At 66.6% G+C, this 24,405-nt stretch carries 24 protein-coding genes; 17 read left to right on the top strand and 7 right to left on the bottom strand.

Features of this window, described 5'->3' with window-relative positions; translation table 11 throughout:
* Positions 1 to 669, bottom strand: a complete 669-nt coding sequence (locus J2W36_RS10825; RefSeq protein ID WP_307689738.1) for an aspartate/glutamate racemase family protein — start codon at positions 667 to 669, stop codon at positions 1 to 3.
* Positions 670 to 801: 132 nt separating this feature from the next.
* Here J2W36_RS10825 and J2W36_RS10820 point away from each other — a divergent pair, with 132 nt between their 5' ends.
* The 12 genes from J2W36_RS10820 to J2W36_RS10765 all read left to right on the top strand — a co-directional run bounded on the left by J2W36_RS10820 (position 802) and on the right by J2W36_RS10765 (position 14,738).
* On the top strand, positions 802 to 1,755 hold the full coding sequence (locus J2W36_RS10820) for a LysR family transcriptional regulator (RefSeq protein ID WP_307689737.1): 954 nt from the start codon (positions 802 to 804) through the stop codon (positions 1,753 to 1,755).
* A 206-nt stretch (positions 1,756 to 1,961) separates the two neighbouring features.
* Entirely contained in the window at positions 1,962 to 2,897 is a 936-nt protein-coding gene (locus J2W36_RS10815) for a dihydrodipicolinate synthase family protein (protein ID WP_307689736.1), read from the top strand.
* 41 nt (positions 2,898 to 2,938) lie between these two features.
* Positions 2,939 to 4,564: an ABC transporter substrate-binding protein gene (locus tag J2W36_RS10810; protein WP_307689735.1), complete on the top strand. Its 1,626-nt coding sequence runs from the start codon at positions 2,939 to 2,941 to the stop codon at positions 4,562 to 4,564.
* Positions 4,565 to 4,693: 129 nt separating this feature from the next.
* Positions 4,694 to 5,725 (top strand): ABC transporter permease, encoded by a 1,032-nt coding sequence (locus J2W36_RS10805; protein ID WP_206664297.1) that lies wholly within the window; start codon positions 4,694 to 4,696, stop codon positions 5,723 to 5,725.
* 119 nt (positions 5,726 to 5,844) lie between these two features.
* Positions 5,845 to 6,693, top strand: coding sequence for an ABC transporter permease (locus J2W36_RS10800; RefSeq protein ID WP_262077444.1), 849 nt, complete (start codon positions 5,845 to 5,847; stop codon positions 6,691 to 6,693).
* On the top strand, positions 6,690 to 8,372 hold the full coding sequence (locus J2W36_RS10795) for a dipeptide ABC transporter ATP-binding protein (RefSeq protein WP_307689734.1): 1,683 nt from the start codon (positions 6,690 to 6,692) through the stop codon (positions 8,370 to 8,372). Before J2W36_RS10800 ends, J2W36_RS10795 begins: the two co-directional genes overlap by 4 nt.
* Complete coding sequence (locus tag J2W36_RS10790) at positions 8,369 to 9,361, top strand: NAD-dependent epimerase/dehydratase family protein (RefSeq protein WP_307689733.1); 993 nt, start codon at positions 8,369 to 8,371, stop codon at positions 9,359 to 9,361. The genes J2W36_RS10795 and J2W36_RS10790 overlap by 4 nt, the downstream gene beginning before the upstream one ends.
* A gap of 2 nt (positions 9,362 to 9,363) precedes the next feature.
* Entirely contained in the window at positions 9,364 to 10,119 is a 756-nt protein-coding gene (locus tag J2W36_RS10785; protein ID WP_307689732.1) for an SDR family oxidoreductase, read from the top strand.
* The gene (locus J2W36_RS10780; protein ID WP_307689731.1) at positions 10,116 to 11,543 is read left to right on the top strand and encodes an NAD(P)-binding domain-containing protein; all 1,428 of its coding nucleotides are present in this window, start codon (positions 10,116 to 10,118) and stop codon (positions 11,541 to 11,543) included. Before J2W36_RS10785 ends, J2W36_RS10780 begins: the two co-directional genes overlap by 4 nt.
* Positions 11,544 to 11,548: 5 nt before the next feature.
* The gene (locus J2W36_RS10775) at positions 11,549 to 12,328 is read left to right on the top strand and encodes an SDR family oxidoreductase (RefSeq protein ID WP_307689730.1); all 780 of its coding nucleotides are present in this window, start codon (positions 11,549 to 11,551) and stop codon (positions 12,326 to 12,328) included.
* Positions 12,328 to 13,797 carry a dihydropyrimidinase gene (hydA, locus tag J2W36_RS10770; protein ID WP_307689729.1) on the top strand — a complete coding sequence of 490 codons (1,470 nt, stop codon included), beginning with the start codon at positions 12,328 to 12,330 and terminating at the stop codon, positions 13,795 to 13,797. Before J2W36_RS10775 ends, hydA begins: the two co-directional genes overlap by 1 nt.
* Complete coding sequence (locus tag J2W36_RS10765) at positions 13,794 to 14,738, top strand: N-carbamoyl-D-amino-acid hydrolase (RefSeq protein WP_307689728.1); 945 nt, start codon at positions 13,794 to 13,796, stop codon at positions 14,736 to 14,738. The genes hydA and J2W36_RS10765 overlap by 4 nt, the downstream gene beginning before the upstream one ends.
* A gap of 59 nt (positions 14,739 to 14,797) precedes the next feature.
* Here J2W36_RS10765 and J2W36_RS10760 read toward each other — a convergent pair whose 3' ends face one another.
* Positions 14,798 to 15,577, bottom strand: coding sequence for a fumarylacetoacetate hydrolase family protein (locus J2W36_RS10760; RefSeq protein ID WP_307689727.1), 780 nt, complete (start codon positions 15,575 to 15,577; stop codon positions 14,798 to 14,800).
* A gap of 183 nt (positions 15,578 to 15,760) precedes the next feature.
* Here J2W36_RS10760 and efp point away from each other — a divergent pair, with 183 nt between their 5' ends.
* Together efp and J2W36_RS10750 are read left to right on the top strand one after the other, a co-directional pair.
* Positions 15,761 to 16,315, top strand: a complete 555-nt coding sequence (gene efp / locus J2W36_RS10755; protein ID WP_307689726.1) for an elongation factor P — start codon at positions 15,761 to 15,763, stop codon at positions 16,313 to 16,315.
* 114 nt (positions 16,316 to 16,429) lie between these two features.
* Positions 16,430 to 17,293: an LOG family protein gene (locus J2W36_RS10750; protein WP_307689725.1), complete on the top strand. Its 864-nt coding sequence runs from the start codon at positions 16,430 to 16,432 to the stop codon at positions 17,291 to 17,293.
* Here J2W36_RS10750 and J2W36_RS10745 read toward each other — a convergent pair.
* Genes J2W36_RS10745 through pncB form a run of 4 tightly spaced genes read right to left on the bottom strand, consistent with a single transcriptional unit; the run spans position 17,281 to position 22,113 of the window.
* A complete protein-coding gene (locus J2W36_RS10745) occupies positions 17,281 to 18,459 on the bottom strand; it encodes an MFS transporter (protein WP_307689724.1) in 1,179 nt (392 codons plus the stop codon). The genes J2W36_RS10750 and J2W36_RS10745 overlap by 13 nt on opposite strands.
* Before the next feature lie 16 nt (positions 18,460 to 18,475).
* Positions 18,476 to 19,852, bottom strand: coding sequence for a DNA recombination protein RmuC (locus tag J2W36_RS10740; RefSeq protein ID WP_370869297.1), 1,377 nt, complete (start codon positions 19,850 to 19,852; stop codon positions 18,476 to 18,478).
* Between the two features lie 7 nt (positions 19,853 to 19,859).
* Entirely contained in the window at positions 19,860 to 20,849 is a 990-nt protein-coding gene (locus J2W36_RS10735) for a 2-hydroxyacid dehydrogenase (protein WP_307689722.1), read from the bottom strand.
* A gap of 52 nt (positions 20,850 to 20,901) precedes the next feature.
* Complete coding sequence (pncB, locus tag J2W36_RS10730; protein WP_307689721.1) at positions 20,902 to 22,113, bottom strand: nicotinate phosphoribosyltransferase; 1,212 nt, start codon at positions 22,111 to 22,113, stop codon at positions 20,902 to 20,904.
* A gap of 201 nt (positions 22,114 to 22,314) precedes the next feature.
* Between pncB and J2W36_RS10725 the strand changes: the two genes are divergently transcribed.
* Positions 22,315 to 22,548, top strand: coding sequence for a CsbD family protein (locus J2W36_RS10725; protein ID WP_307689720.1), 234 nt, complete (start codon positions 22,315 to 22,317; stop codon positions 22,546 to 22,548).
* A gap of 65 nt (positions 22,549 to 22,613) precedes the next feature.
* The gene (locus J2W36_RS10720; RefSeq protein ID WP_307689719.1) at positions 22,614 to 23,018 is read left to right on the top strand and encodes a hypothetical protein; all 405 of its coding nucleotides are present in this window, start codon (positions 22,614 to 22,616) and stop codon (positions 23,016 to 23,018) included.
* A gap of 92 nt (positions 23,019 to 23,110) precedes the next feature.
* Here the strand turns inward: J2W36_RS10720 and J2W36_RS10715 are convergent, their stop codons facing one another.
* Entirely contained in the window at positions 23,111 to 23,551 is a 441-nt protein-coding gene (locus J2W36_RS10715; RefSeq protein WP_307689718.1) for an acyl-CoA thioesterase, read from the bottom strand.
* A 244-nt stretch (positions 23,552 to 23,795) separates the two neighbouring features.
* Between J2W36_RS10715 and J2W36_RS10710 the strand changes: the two genes are divergently transcribed.
* Positions 23,796 to 24,347, top strand: coding sequence for a phasin family protein (locus J2W36_RS10710; RefSeq protein WP_307689717.1), 552 nt, complete (start codon positions 23,796 to 23,798; stop codon positions 24,345 to 24,347).
* The last annotated feature ends 58 nt before the right edge of the window (positions 24,348 to 24,405 follow it).

Raw genomic sequence — 24,405 nt, 5'->3', positions numbered from 1 at the left:
TCAGCAGCCTTCCCAGCCGAGTTGCACCCGGGCGATCGCCATGCCGACCGCGGCCTGCGTCGGCTCGACCACCGCGATGCCCAATGCCTGCTGCAGCGGGGCGCGGTAGGCGGCCATGCCGGCGCAGCCCATCACGATCACGTCGGCGCCGCGCTCGTCGCGCAGGCGGCGGCCGACTTCCGTCATGCGCGCCAGGGTGCGGTCGTACTGCGCGAGCTCCTGCACGTTGAGGCCGATGGCCAACTCGCCGGCGAAGCGGCCCATCACGCCCATCGCGCCATAGCTGCGCAGGTGGCGTGGGATCGATGCATCGAGGATGGCGATCACGCCGAAGCGCTCGCCCAGCGTCAGCGAAGTCAGCACGCCGCATTCGCCGATGCCGAACACCGGCTGCTTCAGGCGCTCACGCAGCACGTACAGGCCGGGGTCGCTGTAGCAGGCGATGACGAAGGCCGAGGCTTCCGCGGCCAATGCGTCGGCGCGTAAAGCCAACGGCTGCGCCACCGACTGCACGTCGAAGTGCGTCACGATGCCGGGCGGCCCTTCGGCCAGCGTCAGGCAGCGGATCTCCGGGCCGCCCACCATGCGCAGCGGCGCCATGGCGGCGTCGATGCCGGCGGTGACCACTTCACTGCTGTTGGGGTTGATGACGTAGATGGGCGGTTTCATGCGGGCGCGCTCCTGAGGGTGCGTTCCAGTCTAGGTGCGACCCAAGGGCACGCTCCTTGCTTTTTCATGGGCCACCCTTAACGTTTGGTTATGTACTGCGCGCCTCCGGCCCCGCGTGCAGCAGCCGCCGCCATGTCCCTGAATCTGCGTCAAATCGAAGTCTTCCGCGCGGTCATGACGACCGGCTCGATCCGCGGTGCGTCGGAGCTGCTCTTTGTCTCGCAGCCCGCGGTGAGCCGGCTGCTGTCGCACACCGAAAGCCGCGTCGGTTTCGCGCTGTTCGAGCGCATCAAGGGGCGGCTCTACGCGACACCCGAGGCCAAGAAGCTGTTCCACGAGATCGAGCGCATGTACCAGGGCGTGCAGCGGGTGAACGAGCTGGCGCGGGAGCTGGCCGAGAACCGCGAGGGCATCCTCAACATCGTGTCGAGCCCGAGCATCGGGCAGATGATGATTCCGCAGGCCATCGCCGCCTTTCGCGAGGAGCACCCGCAGGTCAAGCTCACCTTCCAGTACCTCGGCTACGCGCCGCTGAAGGAACGGCTGCTCAACCATCAGGCCGACCTGGGCGTGACCATTCTTCCGGTCGACCACCCGAACCTCGACGTCACGCCGCTGGCCCAGGGCCAGCTGGTGTGCATTTGCCCGTACAACCATCCGCTGTCGCGCCTTTCCACACTGACGCTGGCAGACATGCGTCCGTATCCGCTCATCTCCTACGACCGCGCCACGCCCTTCGGCGTGATCCTCGACCGCATGTACGAGGCCGCCGACGAGGCGCTCAAGTCCGCCATCGAGGTCGGCTCGCCGCAGAACGCCTGCTCCCTGGTGCAGGCCGGGGCAGGCATCGCGCTGGTCGACGAGTTCTCGGTGCGCAACTGGCCGACGCACCAGCTGATCGTGCGCCCGGTGGTCAACGCGCCGGTGCTGCAGGCCAACCTCGTGCACCCGCGCTTTGACCCACTGTCGACGCTGGCACAACGCTTCGTGCGCGTGCTGCGCGACCTGATGCAGCGCCAGGGCTTCGAGAGCCCGCACGACACCCCCCACGCACTGACCGCCGCCCTGGCGGATGCCGCGCGCTAGGCGCCACAGCGCCGTCGACGCACCGCCTTCGTGAGCGACGCCACCGTGTTGGTGCGCGCCGCGCACCGCTTCGGATCCGCGGGCAAGGCGCTTAACAGCAGGTTAAGGATGCCGCACAGAAAGGCACACGACATGCGACAACGCGCCATCAAGAATGCACGTCGACCCCGGCCATCCCGTGCGATGACCGACGCCACGGAGCCTTCATGACTGTCACCGCCCCTGCCAACGCTTCTCCCGCCGCGCCCTCGGGCGTCTACGTGATCTGCCCCACGCCCTTCCAGGCCGACGGCACGCTCGACCTCACCAGCATCGGCACGCTCGTCGAGTTCCAGGTGCGCGCAAACGTCACCGGCCTGGCCATCCTGGGCTTCCTCGGCGAGGCTCACAAGCTGTCGAGCGAAGAACGCCGCACGGTTGTCGCGACCTTCGTGCGCTGCGCCGAAGGCCGGCTGCCGGTCTGGGTCGGCGTGCGCGCGCTGGGCCTGGCCGGCGCCATCGAACAGGCGCTCGAAGCGCAGGAACTGGGTGCGACCGCCGTCTTCGCGGCACCACTCGACGGCGCGTCTGATGCGATGCAGTTCGAGTACTACGCGACGCTGGCCAAGTCCGTCGCCATCCCCGTGATCATTCACGACTTCCCCGACTCCTTCGGCACCGAGATCAAGGCCGAAGTGGTTGCCAGGCTGGGCCGTGAAGGCGGCGTCGGCATGATCAAGATGGAAGAGCCGCCGGTCGGCCAGAAGATCACGCGCATCCACGAACTCGCCGGCGACAGCATGCGCATCTTCGGCGGCCTCGGCGGTGTTTACCTGCTCGAAGAGCTGCAGCGCGGCGCTGTCGGCACCATGACCGGCTTCGCCTTCCCCGAGATCCTCGCGGCCATCTATGAACGCTTCGCCGCCGGCGACGAAGCGGGCGCCGCGGCGGTGTACGACAAGTACTGCCCGCTCATCCGCTACGAGTTCCAGCCCAAGATCGGCCTGGCCCTGCGCAAGTACATCTACATGCGCCGCGGCGCCATCGCCTGCAACGCGATCCGCTCGCCGGGCATGCGCATCGACGACATCACCACGCGCGAACTCGAAGCCGTGGTCCAGCGCGTCGGCCTCGCCATCGACGCGCCGCCACTGCGGTTCTGACTTCCCTGCCATCTCCACCCTCCTTGATCGAGAGCGAAACCATGAAGACCCAGCGACCTCCCTTCTTCGTTGCCTCCACCATCGCGATGTCGGTCGCGATGTCCGTCACGCTCTTGAGCGCGCCCGCTTCCGCCCAGAGCCGTGCGGAGACGATGCGCTTCGTCACCGGCGGCACCGTGAACACGCTCGACCCGACGATGCTCGGCACCACGCGCGAAGCCTTCACCGTCGGCATGAGCACCTACGACCGCCTCGTGTCCTTCGGCAAGAAGAAGCAGGGGGATAACTGGGTGTTCGACCTGGAGAAGATCCGCGGCGAACTGGCCGAGCGCTACGTCATCAGCCCCGACGGCCTGAAGATCACCTTCTACCTGCGCAAGGACGCGAAGTTCCAGGACGGCACGCCCGTCACCGCCGACGACGTGAAGTGGTCGCTCGACCGCGCCGTGAGCGCCAAGTCGCTCGCCGCCGCCCAACTGCTGACCGGCTCCATGACCAAGCCCGAGCAGTTCAAGGTGATCGACGCCAGCACCTTCGAAGTGACGCTGCCCAAGCCCGACCGCCTGGCGCTATCGAACCTGGCGACCGTCTACCCGATCATCATCAACTCGAAGGTCGCCAAGTCGCACGCGACGGCCGAAGACCCGTGGGCGCAGACCTGGCTCAAGGAGAACACCGCCGGCAGCGGCGCCTACAGCGTCGAGACCTTCAAGCCGGGCGAGCAGATCATCCTGAAACGCAACGAGGCCTGGACCCGCAGCGCAGACGGCAAGCCGGCGCCCTTCAAGCGCGTGATCGCGCAGACGATTCCCGAAGCCGCGACGCGCGCCAACCTGGTCGAGCGCGGCGATGCCGACCTGGCCATCGACCTGCAGGCCAACGACGCCGCGTCACTCGCCACCAAAGGCAAGGTCAAGGTCATCTCGACGCCGCAGTACAACGCGGTCAGCTTCATCTCATTCAACACCCAGATGAAGCCCTTCGACAACGTCAAGGTGCGCCAGGCCATCGCCTATGCGCTGCCCTACGACGACATGTTCAAGGCGGCGCTGTTCGGCCGCGGCAAGCCGCTGTTCAACGCGACATGGACCGACGGCCCGCCGAGCGCCGACTTCCCGATCCCGCAGCCGGTGAAGCTCGACCTGGTGAAGGCCAAGCAATTGCTGACCGAAGCCGGCTTCCCGAACGGCTTCGAGACGCCTTTCGCCTTCAACCTGGGCCAGGCCAACATCGCCGAGCCGATGGCCGCGCTGATCAAGGAATCGCTCGCCAAGATCGGCATCAAGGTCGACATCCAGAAGCTGCCCGACGCACAGATGTCCACGCTCATCAACGAGAAGAAGGCACCCTTCTTCACCGAGAACATCGTGGCCTGGCTGCCGTCGAACGACTACTTCTATCGCAACTTCTACACCGGCAACCAGCGCTGGAACTACAGCTCGCTGAACGATCCGAAACTGGTCGAGATCGCCGAGAAGGCGCGCTTCGAGACCGACCCGGCCAAGTACGCGGCCTACGCCAGGCAGCTCAATGCGATGGCCTTCGACCTGATGGCGCAGATCCCCATCTGGCAGGCCAGCCAGGACGCGGTGATGGTGCCGTCGCTCGACGGCTATGTCTACCAGTTCCACCGGCAGGTCGACTTCCGCGACGTGGCAAGGAAATGACCCCCAGGCTTGCCCACTTCGTGTGGCCGCCAACCCCCTTGCAGGGGGCAACGCCAGCGGCCCGGCAAAGCCGGTTCCGCGGCATTCCTGGAATGAAACCATGACCGCCCGTCGTCCGATTGCTTGCGAATGAGCCTGCTCGCCACCACGCTGCGCCGGACCGGCCGGCGCTTCGTCTCCTCGCTGCCGGCGCTGTTCGGCGTGCTCGTCTTCACCTTCCTGTTGATGCGCGTGCTGCCCGGCGACCCGGCGGTGTTCTTCGCCTCGGGCGCCAATTCGGGCAAGGAAGAAATCGAGATGGTGCGCAAGCAGATGGGGCTGGACAAGCCGGTGCCCGAGCAGCTCTTTCTCTACTTGAAGGACGTCGGCACCGGCAAGCTCGGCCGCTCGCTCACCACCGGCCAGCCGGTGGTGGCCGACATCCGGCAACGCCTGCCCGCGTCGCTCGAACTCACCTTCACCGCCCTGCTCATCGCGCTGGTGAGCGCCGTGCCGCTGGGCATCCTGGCCGCGCTGCGCGCCGGCTCCTTCATCGACCATGCGGTGCGCATGTTCTGCGTGGTGGGCGTGTGCGTGCCCACGTTCGTGTCCGGGCTGCTGCTGGTCTACGTCTTCTATTACATGTTCGGCATCGCGCCCGACCCGACCGGGCGGCTCGATGTGTTCACCAGCGCCGCGCCGCGGGTCACCGGCTTCCTGCTGATCGACTTCCTCATCGCCGGCGACATGGCCGGCTGGTGGGCCGCGGCCAAGCAACTGGTGCTGCCGGCCCTGACCATGGCGCTCTTCGTGCTGGCGCCGATCGCGCGCATCACGCGCGCCTCGATGCTGGCCGCGCTGGGCAGCGACTTCGTGCGCACCGCACGCTCCATTGGGCTTCCGGCCTGGCGCATCGTCGTCACGTACGCGCTGCGCAATGCGGTGCTGCCGGTGCTGACCATCCTGGGCATCGTCTTCTCGACCATGCTGGGCGCCAACGTGCTGGTCGAGAAGGTCTTCTCGTGGCCGGGCGTGGCGTCGTATGCGCTCGACGCGCTGCTGGCATCGGACTACGCGCCGGTGCAGGGCTTCGTGCTGCTGATGGCCTCGATTTTCGTGATGGTCAACCTGACGGTCGACATCCTGTACAGCATCTCCGACCCCCGCATCTCCATCGAATAGAACATGCTGACCCCCAGTCTTCGCGCACTTCGTGTCGCTTCGCCCACCCCCTTCCAGGGGGCGACGCCAGCGGCCCGGCAAAGCCGGTTCCGCGGCATCCCCGCCAAGGCACGGACTCGATGAGTACTGCAACCCTCAATCACGTCGCGTGGGTGCTGCGCGGCAACCCGTTGACGGCCGTGGCCGCGGTCGGCGTCGCCATCCTGTGCGTGCTGGCGGCCATCGGGCCGTGGATCGTGCCGTACGACCCGATCGCCTCGAACGTCGCCATCGCGCTGCAGGCGCCGAGCGCGCTGCACTGGGCCGGCACCGACCAGCTCGGGCGCGACGTGTTCAGCCGCACCATCGTCGCGGCCCGGCTCGACCTGATGATCGCGGCCTCAGCCGTGAGCCTGTCCTTCGTGGTCGGCGCGGTCATCGGCAGCATCTGCGGCTACGTCGGCGGCCGGCTCGACCGCATGGTCGGGCGCTTCGTCGACGTGCTGATGGCCTTCCCGCTCTTCGTGCTGGCGATGGCGATGGTGGCGGCCCTGGGCAACCGCGTCGAGAACATCGTGATCGCGACGGCCTTCATCAACCTGCCCTTCTACATCCGCTTCGCGCGAGCAGAAGTCAACGTGCGGCGCAACGCCGGCTGGGTGGAATCGGCCCGCGCCTGCGGCGACTCGCACCTGTCGGTCATCTTGCGCTTCCTGCTGCCGAACATCCTGCCGGCGATGGCGGTGCAGATCTCGCTGAACCTGGGCTGGGCGGTGCTGAACGCGGCCGGCCTGTCCTTCATCGGCCTGGGCGTGCAACAGCCCACGCCCGAGTGGGGAATCATGGTCGCCGAAGGCGCGCGCTTCATCTCCACCGGCAACTGGTGGCTGGTGGCCTGCCCCGGCTTCGCATTGATGATCGCCGTGCTCTTCTTCAACCTGCTGGGTGACGGCCTGCGCGACATCCTGGACCCGAGGATGCGGACATGAGCGCTGCAAGACTTCTGGATATCGAAGACCTGCGCGTCAGCTTCTCCACGCGGCGCGGCATGGTCGAGGCGGTGCGTGGCGTGAGCCTGTCGCTCGACGTGGGCCAGACGCTGGGCATCGTGGGCGAAAGCGGCTCAGGCAAGTCGGTCACCGCCTTCGCCGTCACGCACCTGCTCGAAGCGGCCGGCCGCATCGTCGGTGGCAAGATCCGCTACCGCGGCCAGGACATCACGAACGCGACCTGGAAGACGCTGCGCTCGACGCACGGCGCGGCGATTTCAATGATCTTCCAGAACCCGCGCGCGGCGCTCAACCCGATCCGCACGGTCGGCCTGCAGATCGCCGACGCGCTCAGCGTGCATTCGAAGCTCACGCCGGGCGAGGCCCGCGCACGTGCGCTCGACCTGTTGAAGGACGTGCTGATCCGCGAGCCCGAGAAGCGGCTTGATGCCTACCCGCACGAACTGTCGGGCGGCATGTGCCAGCGCATCATGATCGCGATGGCGATCGCGAGCGAGCCGGCGCTGCTGATCGCCGACGAGCCCACCACCGGCCTCGACGTGACCACGCAGAAGACCGTGATGGACCTGCTGGCCGCCATCACCGCCAAGCGCGGCATGGCGACCATCCTGATCACGCACGACCTCGGCCTGGCCGCCAAGTACTGCAGCCGCGTGGTGGTGATGGAACGCGGCCAGGTGGTGGAAGACGCACCACCGCTGCAGCTCTTCAGCGCACCGGCGCACCCTTACACGAAGCGGCTGGTGGCGGCGTCGCCGACGCTCACGTCAACCATCGCCGAACTCGTCGTCGGTGGCGACGAGGCGCTGCCGCCGGTCGTCAGCGCGCCCCGGCCCGCGCTGCCACCGGGCACGCCGCTCCTGCTCGAAGTGCAGAAGTTGTCCAAGCGCTACCCCGGCGGCATCACGGCAGTGAACAACGTGTCGTTCCGGCTCGCGCGCGGCGAGAGCCTGGGCCTGGTCGGCGAATCGGGCTCGGGCAAGAGCACCATCTCGCGCATGCTGTGCCGGCTGATCGACAGCAGCGACGGCGACATCCTGTTCGACGGCGGCAGCATCGGCCAGATCAAGGCCAACGACTTCCACACGTCGCCGCTGCGCAAGGACATCCAGATCGTCTTCCAGGACCCGCACGACAGCCTGAACCCGCGCTTCAATGCCTTCGACTGCATCGCGCATCCGCTGCGCCGGCTCGAAGGCATGTCGTCGGGCACCGCGCTGACGAAGGCCGTCAACGACTGCGCGCTGCGCGTCGGCCTGCCGCTCGAACTGCTCGAACGCTTCCCGCACCAGCTCTCGGGCGGGCAGAAGGCACGCATCGGCATCGCGCGCGCCATCGCCTGCAAGCCGCGCCTCTTGGTGCTCGACGAGCCGACCGCGGCGCTCGACGTGTCGGTGCAGGCCGTCATCCTGCAGTTGCTCGACCGCTTGCGCCGCGAGGAAGACCTGGCCTTCCTGTTCGTGAGCCACGACCTGAACGTGGTGCGCATGATGTGCGAGCGGACCATCGTGCTGCGCAATGGCGAGGTGGTGGAGGAAGGCCTGAGCGCCGACCTGTTCCGTGCGCCGAAGACCGCCTACACGCAGGCGCTGCTGGCCGCGATTCCGCACTTCGAGCCGCACGCGGCGCCGGTGGCCTTCGAGGCGGTGCCGGCATGAGGAAGACACTGGTCTTCGGCGGCGCGGGCTTCGTCTGCCTCAACATCGCCGAGCGGCTGCTAACCGAGGGCGAGGCCGTGGTGCTGTTCGATCGGCTGCCGCCTCCGCCAGCCGCCGCCGAGGCGTTCGCGGCGCTACCAGGCTCGCTCGACGTCGTGCAGGGCGACGTGACCGATGCCAACGCCGTCATGCGCGCCATGACCTGCGACATCGACACCGTGGTGCTCGGTGCCGCCATCACGGCCGATGCGGCGCGCGAGGCGCGTGACCCCGAGACGATCCAGCACGTCAACCTGGCGGCGCTCACGCCCATCCTGCGCGCGGCCCGTGCTGCGGAAGTGCGGCGCGTCATCAACCTGAGTTCGGCCGCCGTGTACGGCCGCGCCGCGACCGGCGTGACCATGGTCGACGAAGACACGCCGCCGCAGCCTACCGGCCTGTACGGCATCACCAAATTCACCTCGGAAATGATCGGCGGGCGCCTGGCCGACCTGTGGTCGCTGGACTTCGTGAGCCTGCGCCTGAGCGGCGTGTTCGGCCCGTGGGAGCGCGCCACCGGCGTGCGCGACACGACCAGCCCGCAGTTCCAGATCACCGAAGCCGCACGCCGCGGCACGCCCGCCTTGCTGGCGCGGCCCGGCCTGCGCGACTGGGTCTACGCGCCCGACGTGGCGCGCGCAGTGCATGCCGTTGCGCATGCCGCGACCTTGAACCACCGCATCTACAACGTGTCGGCGCCGCAGAGCTGGACGGCACTCGCCTGGGGCGAGCGGCTCGCCGCGCTGCGGCCCGGCTTCGAATGCCGGCTGGCCCGCGAGGGCGACGCACCGACCATCGACCTGCATGCACCGGCCGACCGCGCGCCACTGTCCGTCGCACGGCTGCGGGCCGAGTTCGGCTGGCAGGCCGGCTTCGGCATGGACGCGTCGGCCGATCACCTCGAGGCCTGGTGCCGACACCACGCATCGTCATCCAAGGAAGTTTCGTGAGATTGAAAGAACAAGTCGCCATCGTCACCGGTGGCGGATCGGGCATCGGGCAGGCATCGGCCCTGCGCTTCGCGCGCGAAGGCGCGCGCGTGGCCATCGTCGACAGCGAACTGGCGGCCGCGGAAGGCACTGCCGCACGCATCCGGGCGGAAGGCGGCGACGCCCTGGCCTTCGGCGCCGACGTGGGCATGCCCGGCACGGCCGACGCCAACGCTGCCGCCGTGCTCGCGCACTGGGGCCGCATCGACGTGCTGATGTGCGCCGCCGGCTTTTCCTGCGGCGGCACGGTGCTGACGACGGCACCGGACGATTGGGATGCGGTGTTCCGCACCAACGTCGGCGGCACCTGGCTGTGGGCCCGCGCGGTGGTCCCGGCCATGCAGCGCCAGGGGGGCGGATCGATCATCACCTTCGCATCGCAGCTGGCGCTGGCCGGCGGCCGCGGCAACAGCGCGTACATCGCCGCGAAAGGCGCGATCATGAGCCTGACCCGCACCATGGCGCTGGACTTCGCGGCCGACGGCATCCGCGTCAACGCGATCGCGCCCGGCGCCATCGACACGCCGATGCTCGCGCGTGGCTTCGGCCGCCAGGCCGACCCGGACGCGGCACGCGAGGCCTCGCGCCAGCGCCACGCGCTGGGCCGCTTCGGGCGCGCGGAAGACATCGCCGCGTCGGCGCTGCATCTGGCCAGCGACGCGTCGGCGTTCACGACCGGGACCACGATGGTGGTCGATGGCGGATGGCTGGCCGCATGAACGCGCTGGAAGCACTGGAAGCCAGGGTCACGCGCGAGCTCGCCAGCATCGCGCACCCACATCAGCCCTGGCTCACGCCGCGCACCGGGCCCGACGGACAGCCGGCGCTCGACGTGCTGATCGTCGGCGCCGGCCAGTCGGGCAGCGCCACCGCATTCGGCCTGCTGCGCTCGAAGGTCGACAACATCCTCGCCATCGATGCGGCACCCATTGCCGGCGAAGGCCCATGGAACACCTACGCGCGCATGCACACGCTGCGCAACCCGAAGGACTACACCGGCCCCGACCTCGACGTCCCGAGCCTGACCTGCCGCGCCTGGTACGAGGCGCGCTTCGGCGAGGCCGCGTGGGACGCGCTCGACATGCTGCCGAAAGGACTGTGGGCCGAGTACCTGCTGTGGGTGCGCCGCGTGACGAACGTCCCGGTGCAGAACGACACGCGGCTGCTGCGCATCGCACCGGTCGAAGGCAGCGACCTGCTCGCGGCCGAGGTGGAATCGGGTGGCCAGGGCCGCATGCTGTACGCCCGCAAGATCGTGCTGGCCACAGGACAGGAAGGCGTCGGCCGCTGGACGATTCCGTCGACGCTCGCGGGTCTGCCCGCCGACCGCTGCGTGAATTCGTCGCAGCCCTTCGACTTCGACCGCGTGCGCGGCAAGGCGGTGGTCGTGATCGGCGCCGGCGCATCGGCCTTCGACAACGCGGCGACGGCACTGGAAGCCGGCGCGGCCGAAGTCCACCTACTGTGCCGCCGGCTCGAACCGCAGGTGGTGCAGCCCTACCGCTGGCTCACCTTCCGCGGGTTCCTGCGGCACCTGTCGGACCTCGACGACACCTGGCGCTGGCGCTTCATGCGGCACATCCTGGGCTTGCGCGAAGGCTTTCCGCAGCCGACCTACGACCGCTGCGCGATGCACGCCAATTTCCATCTGCATACCGGCAGCAGCGCGGTCGCCAGCCGCTTCGACCGCACCGAGGACCGCATCGAACTCGACACGACGCAGGGCCCGCTGCACGCCGACTTCGTGATCAGCGCGACCGGCATCGACGTCGACTTCGGCGCACGGCCCGAACTGCACGCATTCGCCCACAACATCGCCACCTGGGGCGACCGCTACGTGCCGCCCGCCGACGAGCAGGACGCACGGCTGGCCGCCTTCCCGTACCTCGCCGACGACTACGCCTTCAGCGAGCGCACGCCGGGCGCGACGCCGTGGCTGCGCAACGTGCACCTTTTCGCGATCGGCTCGACGATGAGCTTCGGCGCCTCGGGCTCCTCGATCAATGCGCTGACGACCGCCATCCCGAAGCTGGTGTCGGGCATCACCCGCGGCCTGTTCCGCGACGATGTCGAACAGCACTGGGCCTCGCTGCGCGCCTATGACGTGCCGCAGGCCATCATCACGCCACGCCAACCAGGATAGACAGCATGGATCTCGGACTCTCCACACGCACCGCGCTGGTCTGCGGCGCCAGCAAGGGACTCGGACTGGGCTGCGCGCAGTCGCTCGCACGCGAAGGCGTGGCGGTGACCCTCGTCGCGCGCGGCGCCGAAGCGCTCGAAGCCGCCGCTGCGGCCATCCGCGCGGCCACCGGTGGCACGGTGACAGCCGTGGCCGCCGACATCACCACGCCCGCCGGCCGTGCCGCCGCGCTGGCCGCCTGCCCGATGCCGGACATCCTTGTGACCAACGCGGGTGGCCCCAAGCCCGGCGACTTCCGCGACTGGGATCGCGACGCCTGGATCGCTGCACTCGACGCCAATATGCTCACGCCCATCGAACTGATCCGTGCCACGGTCGACGCAATGATCGAGCGCCGCTTCGGCCGCATCGTCAACATCACCTCGGGCGCAGTGAAGGCCCCGATCGACATCCTCGGCCTGTCGAACGGCGCGCGCTCCGGCCTCACCGGCTTCGTCGCCGGGCTGGCGCGCAAGACGGTGGCGCACAACGTGACGATCAACAACCTGCTGCCAGGCCCCTTCGAGACCGACCGCCTGCGCGAGACCGCACGGCAATGGTCGAAGCAGACCGGCAAGAGCGAAGAGACGGTGCTGGCCGAGCGCCGCGCGGCCAACCCTTCCGGCCGCTTCGGCACCCCAGCCGAGTTCGGCGATGCCTGCGCCTACCTCTGCAGCGCACAGGCCGGCTTCATCACAGGCCAGAACCTGTTGATGGACGGTGGTCACTACCCAGGAACCTTCTGATGAGCTCAACGCCTTTCGACCTGACGGTGCGCAACGGGCGCATCTCCACCGACACGCAGACTTTCGAGGCCGACATCGGCATCCGCGACGGCGTGATCGTCGCAATCGAGAAGAACCTGGCCCCGGGCCGCGAGGACATCGACGCCACCGGCCGCTGGGTGCTGCCGGGTGGCATCGACAGCCATGTGCATGTCGAGCAGCTCTCGGGCATGGGCGTGATGTGCGCCGACGACTTCCATTCGGCGACCGTGTCGGCCGTGTTCGGCGGCACCACCACGATCATCCCGTTCGCGGCGCAGCACCGCGGCATGAAGATCCCCGAGGTGATCGCCGACTACGCGAAGCTCGCGCGCGAGAAGGCGGTGATCGACTACGGCTTCCACCTGATCCTCGCCAACCCGGACGAGACCGCGCTCACGGTCGATCTGCCCGAGGCGATCCGCAACGGCATCACCTCGCTCAAGGTCTACATGACCTACGACCGGCTCAAGCTCGACGACTACCAGCTGCTCGACGTGCTGGCGCTGGCCGACCGCGAAGGCGCCCTGGTGATGCTGCACGCCGAGAACCACGACATGATCCGCTGGCTCGCGCAGCGGCTGATCGAGCGCGGGTTGAAGGCGCCCAGGTTCCACGGCGTGGCGCACGACCCTCTGGCCGAGACCGAGGCCACCTTCCGCGCCGTGTCGCTGTCGCGCTTGCTCGACGTGCCGGTGCTGATCGTCCACGTGGCCGGCCAGGAAACGGTGAAGGTCATCCGCGATGCGCGCGCGCTGGGTGCGCAGGTGCATGCCGAGAGCTGCCCGCAGTACCTGTTCCTCACGGCTGACGACCTCGACCAGCCGGGCCTCGAAGGCGCCAAGTTCTGCTGCAGCCCGCCGCCGCGCGACGGCGCCTCGCAGGAGGCCGTGTGGGAAGGCCTGAAGGACGGCACGCTGGGCGTGTTCTCGTCCGACCATGCGCCCTACCGTTTCGACGAGACCGGCAAGCTGCCCAAGGGCGAGCAGACCGGTTTCAAGGACATGGCCAACGGCGTGCCGGGCATCGAGCTACGCATGCCGCTCCTGTTCTCCGAAGGCGTGATGGCGGGCCGGATCACCATCGAGCAGTTCGTCGCGCTGACCTCGACCAACCATGCACGCATGTACGGACTGGCGCCGAAAAAAGGCAGCATCGCGATCGGCGCGGATGCCGACCTTGCGCTGTGGAACCCCGCGCGCGAGACGACGATCACCTGGTCGATGCTGCACGACAACGTCGGCTACACGCCCTACGAAGGCCGCACGCTGCGCGGCTGGCCCGAGGTGGTGCTCAGCCGTGGCCGCGTGGTGGTCAAGGACAACACATTGAACGCCGAGCGCGGCTCAGGGCGCTACGTGCCACGCGGCAAGCCGGAGCCGATGCAGCGCAAGGCGGCCGGCACCAGCAAGGGCGCACTGTCCGCATGGACGAAAGGAATGACCGCATGACCAAGGAACGTTTCGGCCTGGCCGTGGCCCAACTCGGCCCGATCCATCTGAGCGACAGCCGCGAATCGGCTGTCGCACGGCTCGTGGAAATGATGCGCGAGGCAGCGAGCCGCGGTGCAAAGCTGGTGGTGTTCCCCGAGCTCGCGCTCACGACCTTCTTCCCGCGCTACTGGATGAGCGAGGAAGACGCCGAAGCGCGCTTCTTCGAGCCCTCGATGCCGAGCCCGGTGACGCAGCCGCTGTTCGACCTGGCGAAGTCGCTGGGCATCGGCTTCTACCTCGGCTATGCGGAGCGCGCCGCCGACGGGCGGCGCTTCAACACGTCGATCCTGGTCGACGACCAGGCGAACATCGTCGGGCGCTACCGCAAGATCCACCTCCCCGGCCATTCGGACCACAAGCCCGAGGCACCCTTCCAGCACCTGGAGAAGAAGTTCTTCGAGGTGGGCAACGACGGCTTCGGCGTGTGGCCCATGCTGGGCACGAACGTCGGCCAGTGCATCTGCAACGACCGCCGCTGGCCCGAGACCTTCCGCGTGATGAGCCTGCAGGACGCGCGGCTGGTGGTGCTGGGCTACAACACGCCGTCGTGGAACATCCACTGGACCGAGCCGCCGCACCTGCGCATGTTCCATCACCTGCTGTCGATGCAGGCCAACGCGTATCAGAACGCGCTGTGGATCGGTGCCGCAGCCAAGTGCGGCTCGGAAGACGGCTTCCACATGATCGGCGGCTCCGCCATCGTGGCGCCGACCGGCGAGATCGTCGCGCAGTCGCAGAGCGAGGAAGACGAAGTGATCTTCGCGGCCATCGATATGACGCTGGGCGACAACTTCCGCAACCATGTCTTCAACTTCGCCAAGCATCGGCGGCCGGAGCACTATGGGTTGATCGTGGAGCGAACGGGCGTCGGTACGCCGCTGGCGCCGCAGGTCGAATAGGCCGCGTAGACCCAGCTCCTGGCTTTGCTTGGACGCCGCCGTGGAGCCTTCGCGTCAGCCTAGACCAGCTTGAGCGTCGCCTCGCCGATGCCGTCGAACACGGCCCTCGCGTTGGCGGGCCCATCGAGCCAGACCATGCCGCACCACGATCCTGTGGTGAGCACGCTGCCGGCGGCGAGCCGGTCGTGGCGCGCCACGCCGTGCGCCAGCCATTGGGTGGCGAACCACAACGGATCGCCCGCCGGATGCGCGCCCTGGTAGCGGCCGACCTGTGCACCATCGACTTCGAGCGTAGCGACCTGCCGGGACCAGTCGACAGGGCGCAGCGGCACCCAGTCGCCAACGACCAGCGCCCCATTGGACTGCAGATCGGCCATGCGCAGCGATGCGGGCGCGCGTTCGCAACCCTGCCAGCGGAAATCGACCAGCTCGATGGACACCGCCATCGCATCGATGAAGGCAGCCGGGTCGTGCGCCGAACGCGCGGCCAGGTCGACAGCGGTGATGTCGCGGGCCAGCCGGAAGGCGATTTCGATCTCGATGCCCTTGCGGTGGAAGTCCCTGGCTGCGAACTCGCCGGGTGACGACTGCACCCAGGGCGGTGGCAGCCGGGCGAATACGGCGGTCGAGCCCGCGCCGGGGCCACCGCCTTTCCAGTGGCTCGGCGCATCCTCCCCCGTGTTCCAGCCGAGTTCGCGGGCCACGTGCTCCTGCACGGCGTAGGCCTCATCGGCGGTCAAAGGGGTGTCGGGAAGTGCGCGTTCATCGGCGGCAATGCCGGTACGGCGGGCTGCGACCAATGCGGCGCAAACGGCTTGAAGAGCAGGTGCGAGAGACAAGGTTGATTCCATCCTTTGGGCGTCTTGACGGCCGACAGTCTGCCCGAAATAGCCGCGCGGCGCGAAAGCCGCTAAAATCGGAGGCTATCCAAAATTGCTGCCCGCTGTTCGGCCCGGCCAATCCGGTTCCGCAATGGTTCACAGGGCCTGCCGCGCGCTGCGGCCAACCAGCCAGACATTGTTATGAAAATCGCTCAAGAAATCCGCGCCGGCAACGTGATCATGCACGGCAAGGACCCAATGGTCGTCCTGAAGACCGAATACAGCCGCGGCGGCCGCAACTCCGCCACCGTGCGCATGAAGATGAAGAGCCTGATCGCCAACTTCAACACCGAAGTGGTCTTCAAGGCCGACGACAAGATCGACCAGATCGTGCTCGACAAGAAGGAGTGCACCTACTCCTACTTCGCCGACCCGATGTACGTCTGCATGGACGAAGAGTTCAACCAGTACGAAGTCGAAGCCGAGAACATGGGCGACGCGCTCAACTACCTCGAAGACGGCATGTCGGTCGAAGTGGTGTTCTATGACGGCAAGGCCATCTCGGTTGAAGTGCCCACCAGCGTCGAGCGCGAAATCACCTGGACCGAACCCGCCGTCAAGGGCGACACGTCGGGCAAGGTCATGAAGCCGGCCAAGATCTCCACCGGCTTCGAGATCGGCGTGCCGCTGTTCGTCGCCCAGGGCGACAAGATCGAAATCGACACGCGCACCGGCGAGTACCGTAAGCGCGTCTGATCGCTGCATTGCACAGGCAATGCACGTATATAAAGAAGGCTCCTCACGGAGCCTTTTTTCATGGTCGCCCGATGAGCCGACGACCGGGCCCCGAATTTGCTCCAGGAAATTTGCATGAACAAGACGCACGACCTTCACGACAAACGCCTCGCCGACGCGTGGGCCACCCTGCAAGCGCACTCCGACAAGGGCCTGCCGCTCGACAACGACCCGTCGCGCCTAGCCTTCGCCGATCCGGAATTCCTGCTGCGCCGCGAAACGCGCGGCCTGCGCATGCAGCTCGAACTCATGAAGCCCGACCTGCAGATGCGCGAACATGGCATCGAAAACACGGTCGTCGTGTTTGGCAGCGCACGCTTTCGCAGCCAGGAAGAGTCCGGCGCGCTGATCGCGCAGGCCGAAGCCTCGGGCGACGCCATCGCCTCCGAGCGCTGGCGCAAGCTGGCGCGCAATTCACACTATTACGAAAAGGCGCGCGCCTTCGGCAAGCTGGTGGCGCAATACAGCAACGACAAGGAGCCCGAGGACAAGCTCTTCATCTGCACCGGCGGCGGCCCCGGCATCATGCAGGCGGCCAACCGCGGCTCCTACGAAGGTGGCGGTCTCAATGTCGGCCTGGCGATCGCGCTGCCAATGGAAGAAGAGGCCAACCCGTATGTCACGCCTGCGCTGAGCTTCAAATTCCACTACTTCGCGATCCGCAAGATGCATTTCATGATGCGTGCGAAGGCGCTGGTGGCTTTTCCGGGTGGCTTCGGCACGCTCGACGAACTTTTCGAGGTCGTCACCCTGGTGCAGACGCGCAAAGCCAAGCCGGTGCCGATCGTGCTGTTCGGCTCGGACTACTGGAAGCGTCTGATCGACTTCGACTTTCTCGTTGACGAAGGCGTGATCTCGCCCGCCGATGTGAACCTGTTCGAGTACGTCGACGCGCCCCAGGACGCATGGGACGCGATCAAGCGCTTCTACAAGCTCTGAGCGCCAGCGCGCAGGCCCCAGACGGCGCGGCTGCCCACGGCGACCACGCCCCCCACCACCCAGAACACGCTGGCGACGCCGATGAGCGCACCGGCCGCACCGAACAACATCGGCATGGCGACGCTCGATGCGTTCACCGTCATCAGGCGCAGGCCCAGGGCCTCGCCATGGCGCGCGTGCGGCGTGATCTGGTGCAGCATGCTCATGACCATGGGCTGCACCGCACCCAGCGCAAAGCCCAGGACGATCGAACACAGTCCCATCGTCCAGGCGGAGCTCAGTAACGGATAGATGGCGAACACCACGGCCGTGGTCAGCGTTGCCGCAAGGATCACGCCGCGCTCGGTGGTGCGCGTGGCGACCATCGGCAGCACGATGCGGATCACCGCAGCCGCGATGGCAAAAGCCCCAAGGATCGAACCGATCACCGAAGCGCTCAGGCCAAGCTCATGGCCAAGGATCGGCAGCACGAAGGCATGCACGTCCCAGCTCGACGACTGCAACCAGTTCACGAAGAGCAGGCGCCTGAACATGCCGTCGCGCAGCAAGTCCCACGCACGCGTCGTACGGGCACCAGCCACGGGCGGCGCAATGGGCGGCTCGGGCAGCGTGCGCACCAGCGCCCAGGAGATCAGCGGCATCAGCGCCAGCACGGCAAATGCGACGCGGTAAGACTGCAGGTCGGCGGGCGCGAGCCCGGCATGGTCGATCACCAGGCCGGCCACGAAGGGGCCAACGAAGTTGGCTGCGGCCGGTGCAATGGCCAGCCAACTGAACACGCGCTTGAGTTGCGTCGGGCCATCGGCTGCACGCCCGACATGGCGTTGCAGCGCGATGGTCGTCATTCCGGTCGCCGCGCCCGTGAGCAAGGCGGCCGCGCACATGGCGGGAAAGGTCGGCACCAGGGCCAGCAGCATCGAACCGCCGCAAGCCGCCACGACCGCCAGCGCCAGAGGCCGCTTGAGACCCTGCCGATCGGCATAGCGACCGGCCGGCAGGGCCAGCAGCATCTGGGTCACGGCGAACAGCGCAATCAGCACGCCGACCGCCACCGCGCTGTAGCCGAGTTGCAGCGCCAGCAGCGGGGCCGCGAGTCGCATGCCGCCCATGGTGCCCTGCAGGAAGACATGCGTGGCGATCACGCGTACGAGTTCGTTGCCTTTCATGGCTTCAGCTCTTGGGTCATGGAACGTTGTCTTCTTCGCTGTCTCGGTCGCCCGTGGCGTCGGCCTCGGGCAGCAGTGCCTGCGCCTGTGCATCGGGCAACGCTTCCACCACCTTGAGCGCGCGCCGCATCTGGCGCGCCCGCGTGTCGGCCTTGTCGAGCGTGTCGGAGGCCTTGGCCACCTGCTCCTTGATGCGGGCCACCCACTCGCCATAGCGCTCGAACTCGGTCTTCACCGCGCCAAGCACTTTCCAGACTTCCGAGGCCTGGCGCTCGAGCGCCAGGGTGCGAAAGCCCATCTGCAGGCTGTTGAGCATGGCCAGCAAGGTGGTCGGGCCGGCCAGCGTGACCCGGTGCTGGCGCTGCACGGCGTCCATCAGGCCGGGGCGCCGCAGCACTTCTGCATAGAGGCTTTCGACGGGCAGGAACAGGACGGCGAAGTCGGTGGTGTGCGGTGCCTCGAGGTAGTTGTCGGCGATCGACCTCGCCTCGGCGCGGATGCGTGCCTCCAGCGCCTTGCCGGCGAGTTCGACCGCCACCGCATCGGCGCGCTCGTGCGCGTCGATCAGGCGTTCGTAGTCGTCGCGCGGGAACTTGGCATCGATGGGCAGCCACACCGGCGCGCCACCGTCGCCCCGTCCTGGAAAGCGCACGGCGAAGTCCACGCGCTGGTTGCTGCGCGGCTTGGTCTCGACCTGCCGGGCGTACTGGTCGGCGGTGAGCACCTGTTCAAGCAATGCCTCCAGCTGCACCTCGCCGAAGATGCCACGCGTCTTCACGTTGGTCAGCACGCGCTGCAGGCTGCCCACGCCAACGGCCAGCGTCTGCATTTCGCCAAGACCCTTGTGCACCTGCTCGAGCCGGTCGGCGACCTGCTTGAAGCTTTCGCCCAGGCGCGTCTCCAGCGTGGTCTGCAGCTTTTCGTCGACGGTCTGGCGCATCTCGTCGAGCTTGGCCGCATTGCTCTGCTGCAGCTGCGCGAGCTGGGTTTCCATGGTCGCTCGCACCTCGGCCAGGCGCCGCGCGTTCGACTCCGACAGGCCCTGCAACTGGCTGCTGAGCGTGTCGGCCAGCGTCTTCTGCAACAGCGTGAGCTGCTGCGAAAAGGCATCGAGCTGCGCGTTCTGCGTGCGAGTGGCCTCTGCGCCCTGCATGACCAGCGCGCGCTGGAAGGTGTCGAAGGCTTGTGCCGTTTCCTGGCGCACGCCGCGCGCGGAATCGCTGATCTCGCGGCGCAACTCACGCTCGGAGCGATCGCTGGCCTCGTCCATGGTGGCCAGCAACTCGCTGTAGTCGGGGCGCACGGGTCGCAGCATCAGCCACGCCACGAGACCGAGGTTCAGCGCGCCGAGGGTCAGCAGGATCCAGGTGACGGCATCGGATGCTTGTGGCATTGCGGGTTCAGGCGCGCGCCACCGGTGGTGTCACCGGTGTGAGCGGTCCCTTGCCGCCGAAGAAGGCGATCAGGTTGTCGGCCGCAAGGTCGGCCATGGCGCGGCGCGTGGGCACGGTCGCACTGGCGATGTGGGGCGTGAGCACCACGTTCGGTACGGTGAGCAGATCGGGATGCACCTTCGGTTCGCCTTCGAACACGTCCAGACCGGCGGCGGCAATGCGGCCGTCGCGCAATGCCGCCGCCAGCGCGGCGTCGTCGACGATGCCACCGCGGGCAATGTTGACAAGGGTGGCGGTCGGCTTCATCAGCGCCAGTTCGGCTGCGCCGATGGTGTGATGCGAGGCCGGTGTGTAGGGCACCACCAGCACGACGTGATCCGCGGTGCGCAGCAACTCGTCCTTGGCCACGTAGCGCGCCTTGCATTCGACCTCGAGCGCCTCCGACAGGCGTGACCGATTGTGATAGATCACGTTCATGCCAAAGCCATGCGCGCCACGCCGTGCAATGCCCTGCCCGATGCGCCCCATGCCGATGATGCCGAGTGTCGCGCCGTGGATGTCGCTGCCCGAGAACATGTCATAGGACCATTTCTTCCACTTCCCGGCGCGCAGGTAATGCTCGCTTTCGGCAATGCGCCGCGCGGTGGCCATCAGAAGCGCGAAGCCGAAGTCGGCCGTGGTCTCGGTCAGCACGTCGGGCGCGTTGGTGCCGACCACGCCGTGCGCAGCCATCGCATCGACGTCGAAGTTGTTGTAGCCCACGGCCATGTTGGCGCAGATCTTGAGGTCAGGGCAGGCCGCGAGCAGTTCGGCATCGATGCGCTCGCTCCCGGTGGTGAACACGCCCTGCTTGCCTTGCAGATGCGCCACGAGTTCGTCCTTGCTCCAGACCACGTCCTCCTGGTTGGCCTCTACATCGAAGTGCTGCTTCAGGCGGGCAATCGTTTCGGGGAACACGCCGCGTGCGACGAGGATCTGGGGTCGGGTGGCGCTCATCGCGGCAGGGCTTTCGGCAAAAGAAGAATGACAGGTTCGCAGGCGGACGCGTTCAGGCGGCCGGCGGCTCGATCTCGAAGACCTGGCGCAGATAGGCCAGGTACTTCTCGTCGTCGCACATGTTCTTGGCAGGCGTGTCCGACAGCTTGGCGACCGGCTGGTCGTTGCAGCGAACCATCTTGATGACGATCTGCAACGGCTCGTAGCCCAGGTCGTTGGTGAGGTTGGTGCCAATGCCGAAGGCCAGCTGGCAGCGTCCGCGAAACTGCTGGTACAGCTCGATGGTGCGCGGCACGGTCAGTCCGTCGCTGAAGATCAGCGTCTTGGTGCGCGGGTCAACCCGGTTGGCGATGTAGTGTGCCAGCATGCGTTCGCCCCACTGGAACGGATCGCCGCTGTCATGGCGCGCGCCATCGAACAGCTTGCAGAAGTACATGTCGAAGTCGCGCAGGAAGGCGCTCATGCCGTAGACGTCGGACAGCGCGATGCCCAGGTCGCCCCTGTATTCGCGCGCCCACGACTCGAAGCCGAAGATCTGGCTGTCACGCAGCCGCGGCCCGAGCGCCTGGCAGGCCTGCAGGTACTCGTGCGCCATGGTGCCCAGCGGAATGAGACCCAGGTTCTTCGCGTAGAGCACGTTGCTCGTGCCGGCGAACTGCGGCAGCTTGGTGCCTGTCTGGACCGGCGTTGTGACCACGCCCAGACGACTGCTCAGCGTGCGCAGCACCTCTTCATGCCAGCCTTTGGCAAAACGGCGACGGGTGCCGTAGTCGGCGATCTTCAGGTCAGAGAGCCCCTCGGCCTGGAGCTGGGTGATCTTGGTGTCGAGTCGGCGTCGGCCTTCGGCGAAATCGGGTTCAGGCTGGGTATTGCGAAAGTACACCTCGTTGACGATCGCCAGCACAGGAATCTCGAACAGGATCGTGTGCAGCCAGGGCCCTTTGATGCCGATCTCCAGTTCGCCCGAGGGCAGCGGCACGATGTCGATGTACTTCTCGTTGAGCTTGAACAGCCCGAGGAAGTCGACGAAGTCGCTCTTGATGAAGCGCATGGCCTTGAGGTAGGCGAGTTCTTCCTCCTTGAACTGGAGCGAACACAACTGGCGGACCTCGTCGCGGATCTGGTCGGCGAACTGGGCCAGGTTCACGCCCGGATTGCGGCACTTGAACCGGTATTCGACGCGCGCCCCAGGAAAGTGGTGGAGCACCACCTGCATCATGGTGAACTTGTAGAGGTCGGTGTCGAGCAGGCTGTGGATGATCATGGTGCGAGGCGCCGAGGCGCGTATCTCAAGTATCTCAATGTCGTCGTGCGCTCGATTATCACGGCGCGCGTCGGCGTCTGCCTACGGGGCATTCCCGGCGAGTCCTACCGCCTTTCCAAGGCTCCGGCGCGACATTGTCTTCACCCCGGACAAGGCGCTCCAGCGCGGTCCGGGTCTTCAATCATCGCGAAGGAGATAGGCATGAACAAAGACACCATTGAAGGCAACTGGAAGCAGCTCAAGGGCAAGGTCAAGGAACAGTGGGGCAAGCTGACCGATGACGACTTCGACGTCATCGCCGGCAAGCGCGACCAATTGCTCGGCCGCATCCAGGAACGCCACGGCATCAGCAAGGATGAAGCCGAAACCCAGGTCAAGGAATGGGAAGCGCGCGACGGCCGCACCCCGGCAGGCCTGTGGTACGAGAAGTCTTGAGACATCCACTCGTTCGACCCCTGAAATCATCACCCTCTACCCATAACCGACTCCAAGAGAAAACCATGAAAAAACATTTGCTCGTTCTCGCCATCGCATCGTCGTGTTTTGTCGGCAGCTACGCCAGCGCCATGACCAAGGACGAATACAACGTCGCCAAGCAAAAGGTCGAAGCCGACTACAAGGTCGCCAAGGCCCAGTGCGATGCGCTCAAGGACAACGCCAAGGACGTGTGCGAGAAGGAAGCCAAGGGCAACGAAAAGGTTGCCAAGGCAGAACTGGAGCAGCAATACAAGCCGACCGCAGCTCACGCCCGCAAGGTGGCTGAAGAAAAGGTCGAGGCCGCGTACGAAGTCGCCAAGGAGAAGTGCGATGACCAGTCCGGTGACGCGAAGACCGCCTGCGTGAAGCAAGCCAAGGCCGACGAAGCCAAGGGCAAGGCCGATGTCAAGGCCATGAAGAAGATGTAATTCCGGCACCCCGGAATATCAAAAGGCGCCTTTGGGCGCCTTTTTGCATTTTCCTCGCCTTTTCTCGTATGAAAGCCGCATGTGTCGGCGCGTCAGATGCGAAGCTCCCCAAGCACCCGCTGCAACGTATCAGGCAGCTTGACCGGCCGCTTTGTCTCTCGCCCCACATAGACATGAACGAAATGGCCCTGCGCGGCCGCCACGTCCGCACCTTGTGCGAACAGGCCGATTTCATAACGCACGCTGGAGCTTCCCACATGCGCCACCCGGATACCGGCGTCGACCGTCTGCGGGAAGGCGATCGGCGCGAAGTAATGGCATTGGGTCTCGACCACGAAGCCGATGGTGTCGCCCGCATGGATGTCCAGGGCGCCACGCTCGATCAGCAAGGCGTTGACCGCCGTGTCGAACCAGCTGTAGTAGACGACATTGTTGACATGACCATAGATGTCGTTGTCTGCCCAGCGGGTGGGGATGGGGCGAAAAACGCGGTACGCGCTGCGTGATGAAGGTGTGGGCCTGAGGCTGCTCATGGCGCGGCATTCTGCCAGTGGCCGCCGCCGTGAAGACAGTAATACCAATTCAGCACATAGGCCCGCTTCCGCCGAAATATCGGGTATCCACAATTAGAAAGTGCGCTCTAAACTGGCGTGGCGCAAGGAAAATCGCTTGATCCCCCGGCGCATCTCCCTATACTTCCACCTCATGCTGCACCGCAACATAGATGACGAGGCGCAGCGCAAAGTGAATTCCCAATCAACCTTCTGGAGTCCCGTTATGGCACTGACCGCTGACCAAATCCTCGCCGCCCAAAAAGCCAATCTCGAAACCCTGTTCGGACTGACCACCAAGGCCTTCGAAGGCGTGGAAAAGCTGGTCGAGCTCAACGTGACTGCCTCCAAGGCCGCGCTGAGCGAAGCTGCTGCCAGCACGCAAGCCATCCTGAGCGTCAAGGACGCACAGGAACTGCTCGCACTGCAAGCCAGCCTGTTCCAGCCCCTGGCCGAAAAGACCGCCGCCTACAGCCGTCATCTGTATGACATCGCCCAAGGCACCGGCGCTGAATTCAGCAAGGCCTTCGAAGGCAAGGCTGCCGAAGCCCAGCAAGCATTTGTCGGCATGGTCGACAGCGCCGCCAAGAACGCACCCGCCGGCTCGGAAACCGCCGTCGCCGTGATGAAGAGCGCAGTGGCTGCCGCCAACAACGCCTTCGAATCGGTGCAAAAGGCCGTCAAGCAAGCTTCCGACGTCGCCGAAGCCAACTTCACCGCGGTCTCGACGCAAGCCGTCAACGCTGCCAAGACCGCCACCGCCCCGCGCAAGCGCTGAGCGACACCCGTTGTCTCCTTGGATCCTCGCGGATCCAATTCAGGCCCTGTCTTCGGAC

Source organism: Variovorax ginsengisoli, from assembly GCF_030811835.1.
Taxonomy (GTDB): Bacteria; Pseudomonadota; Gammaproteobacteria; order Burkholderiales; family Burkholderiaceae_C; genus Variovorax; species Variovorax ginsengisoli_C.
This window is presented reverse-complemented; position numbering and strand designations above follow the sequence as displayed.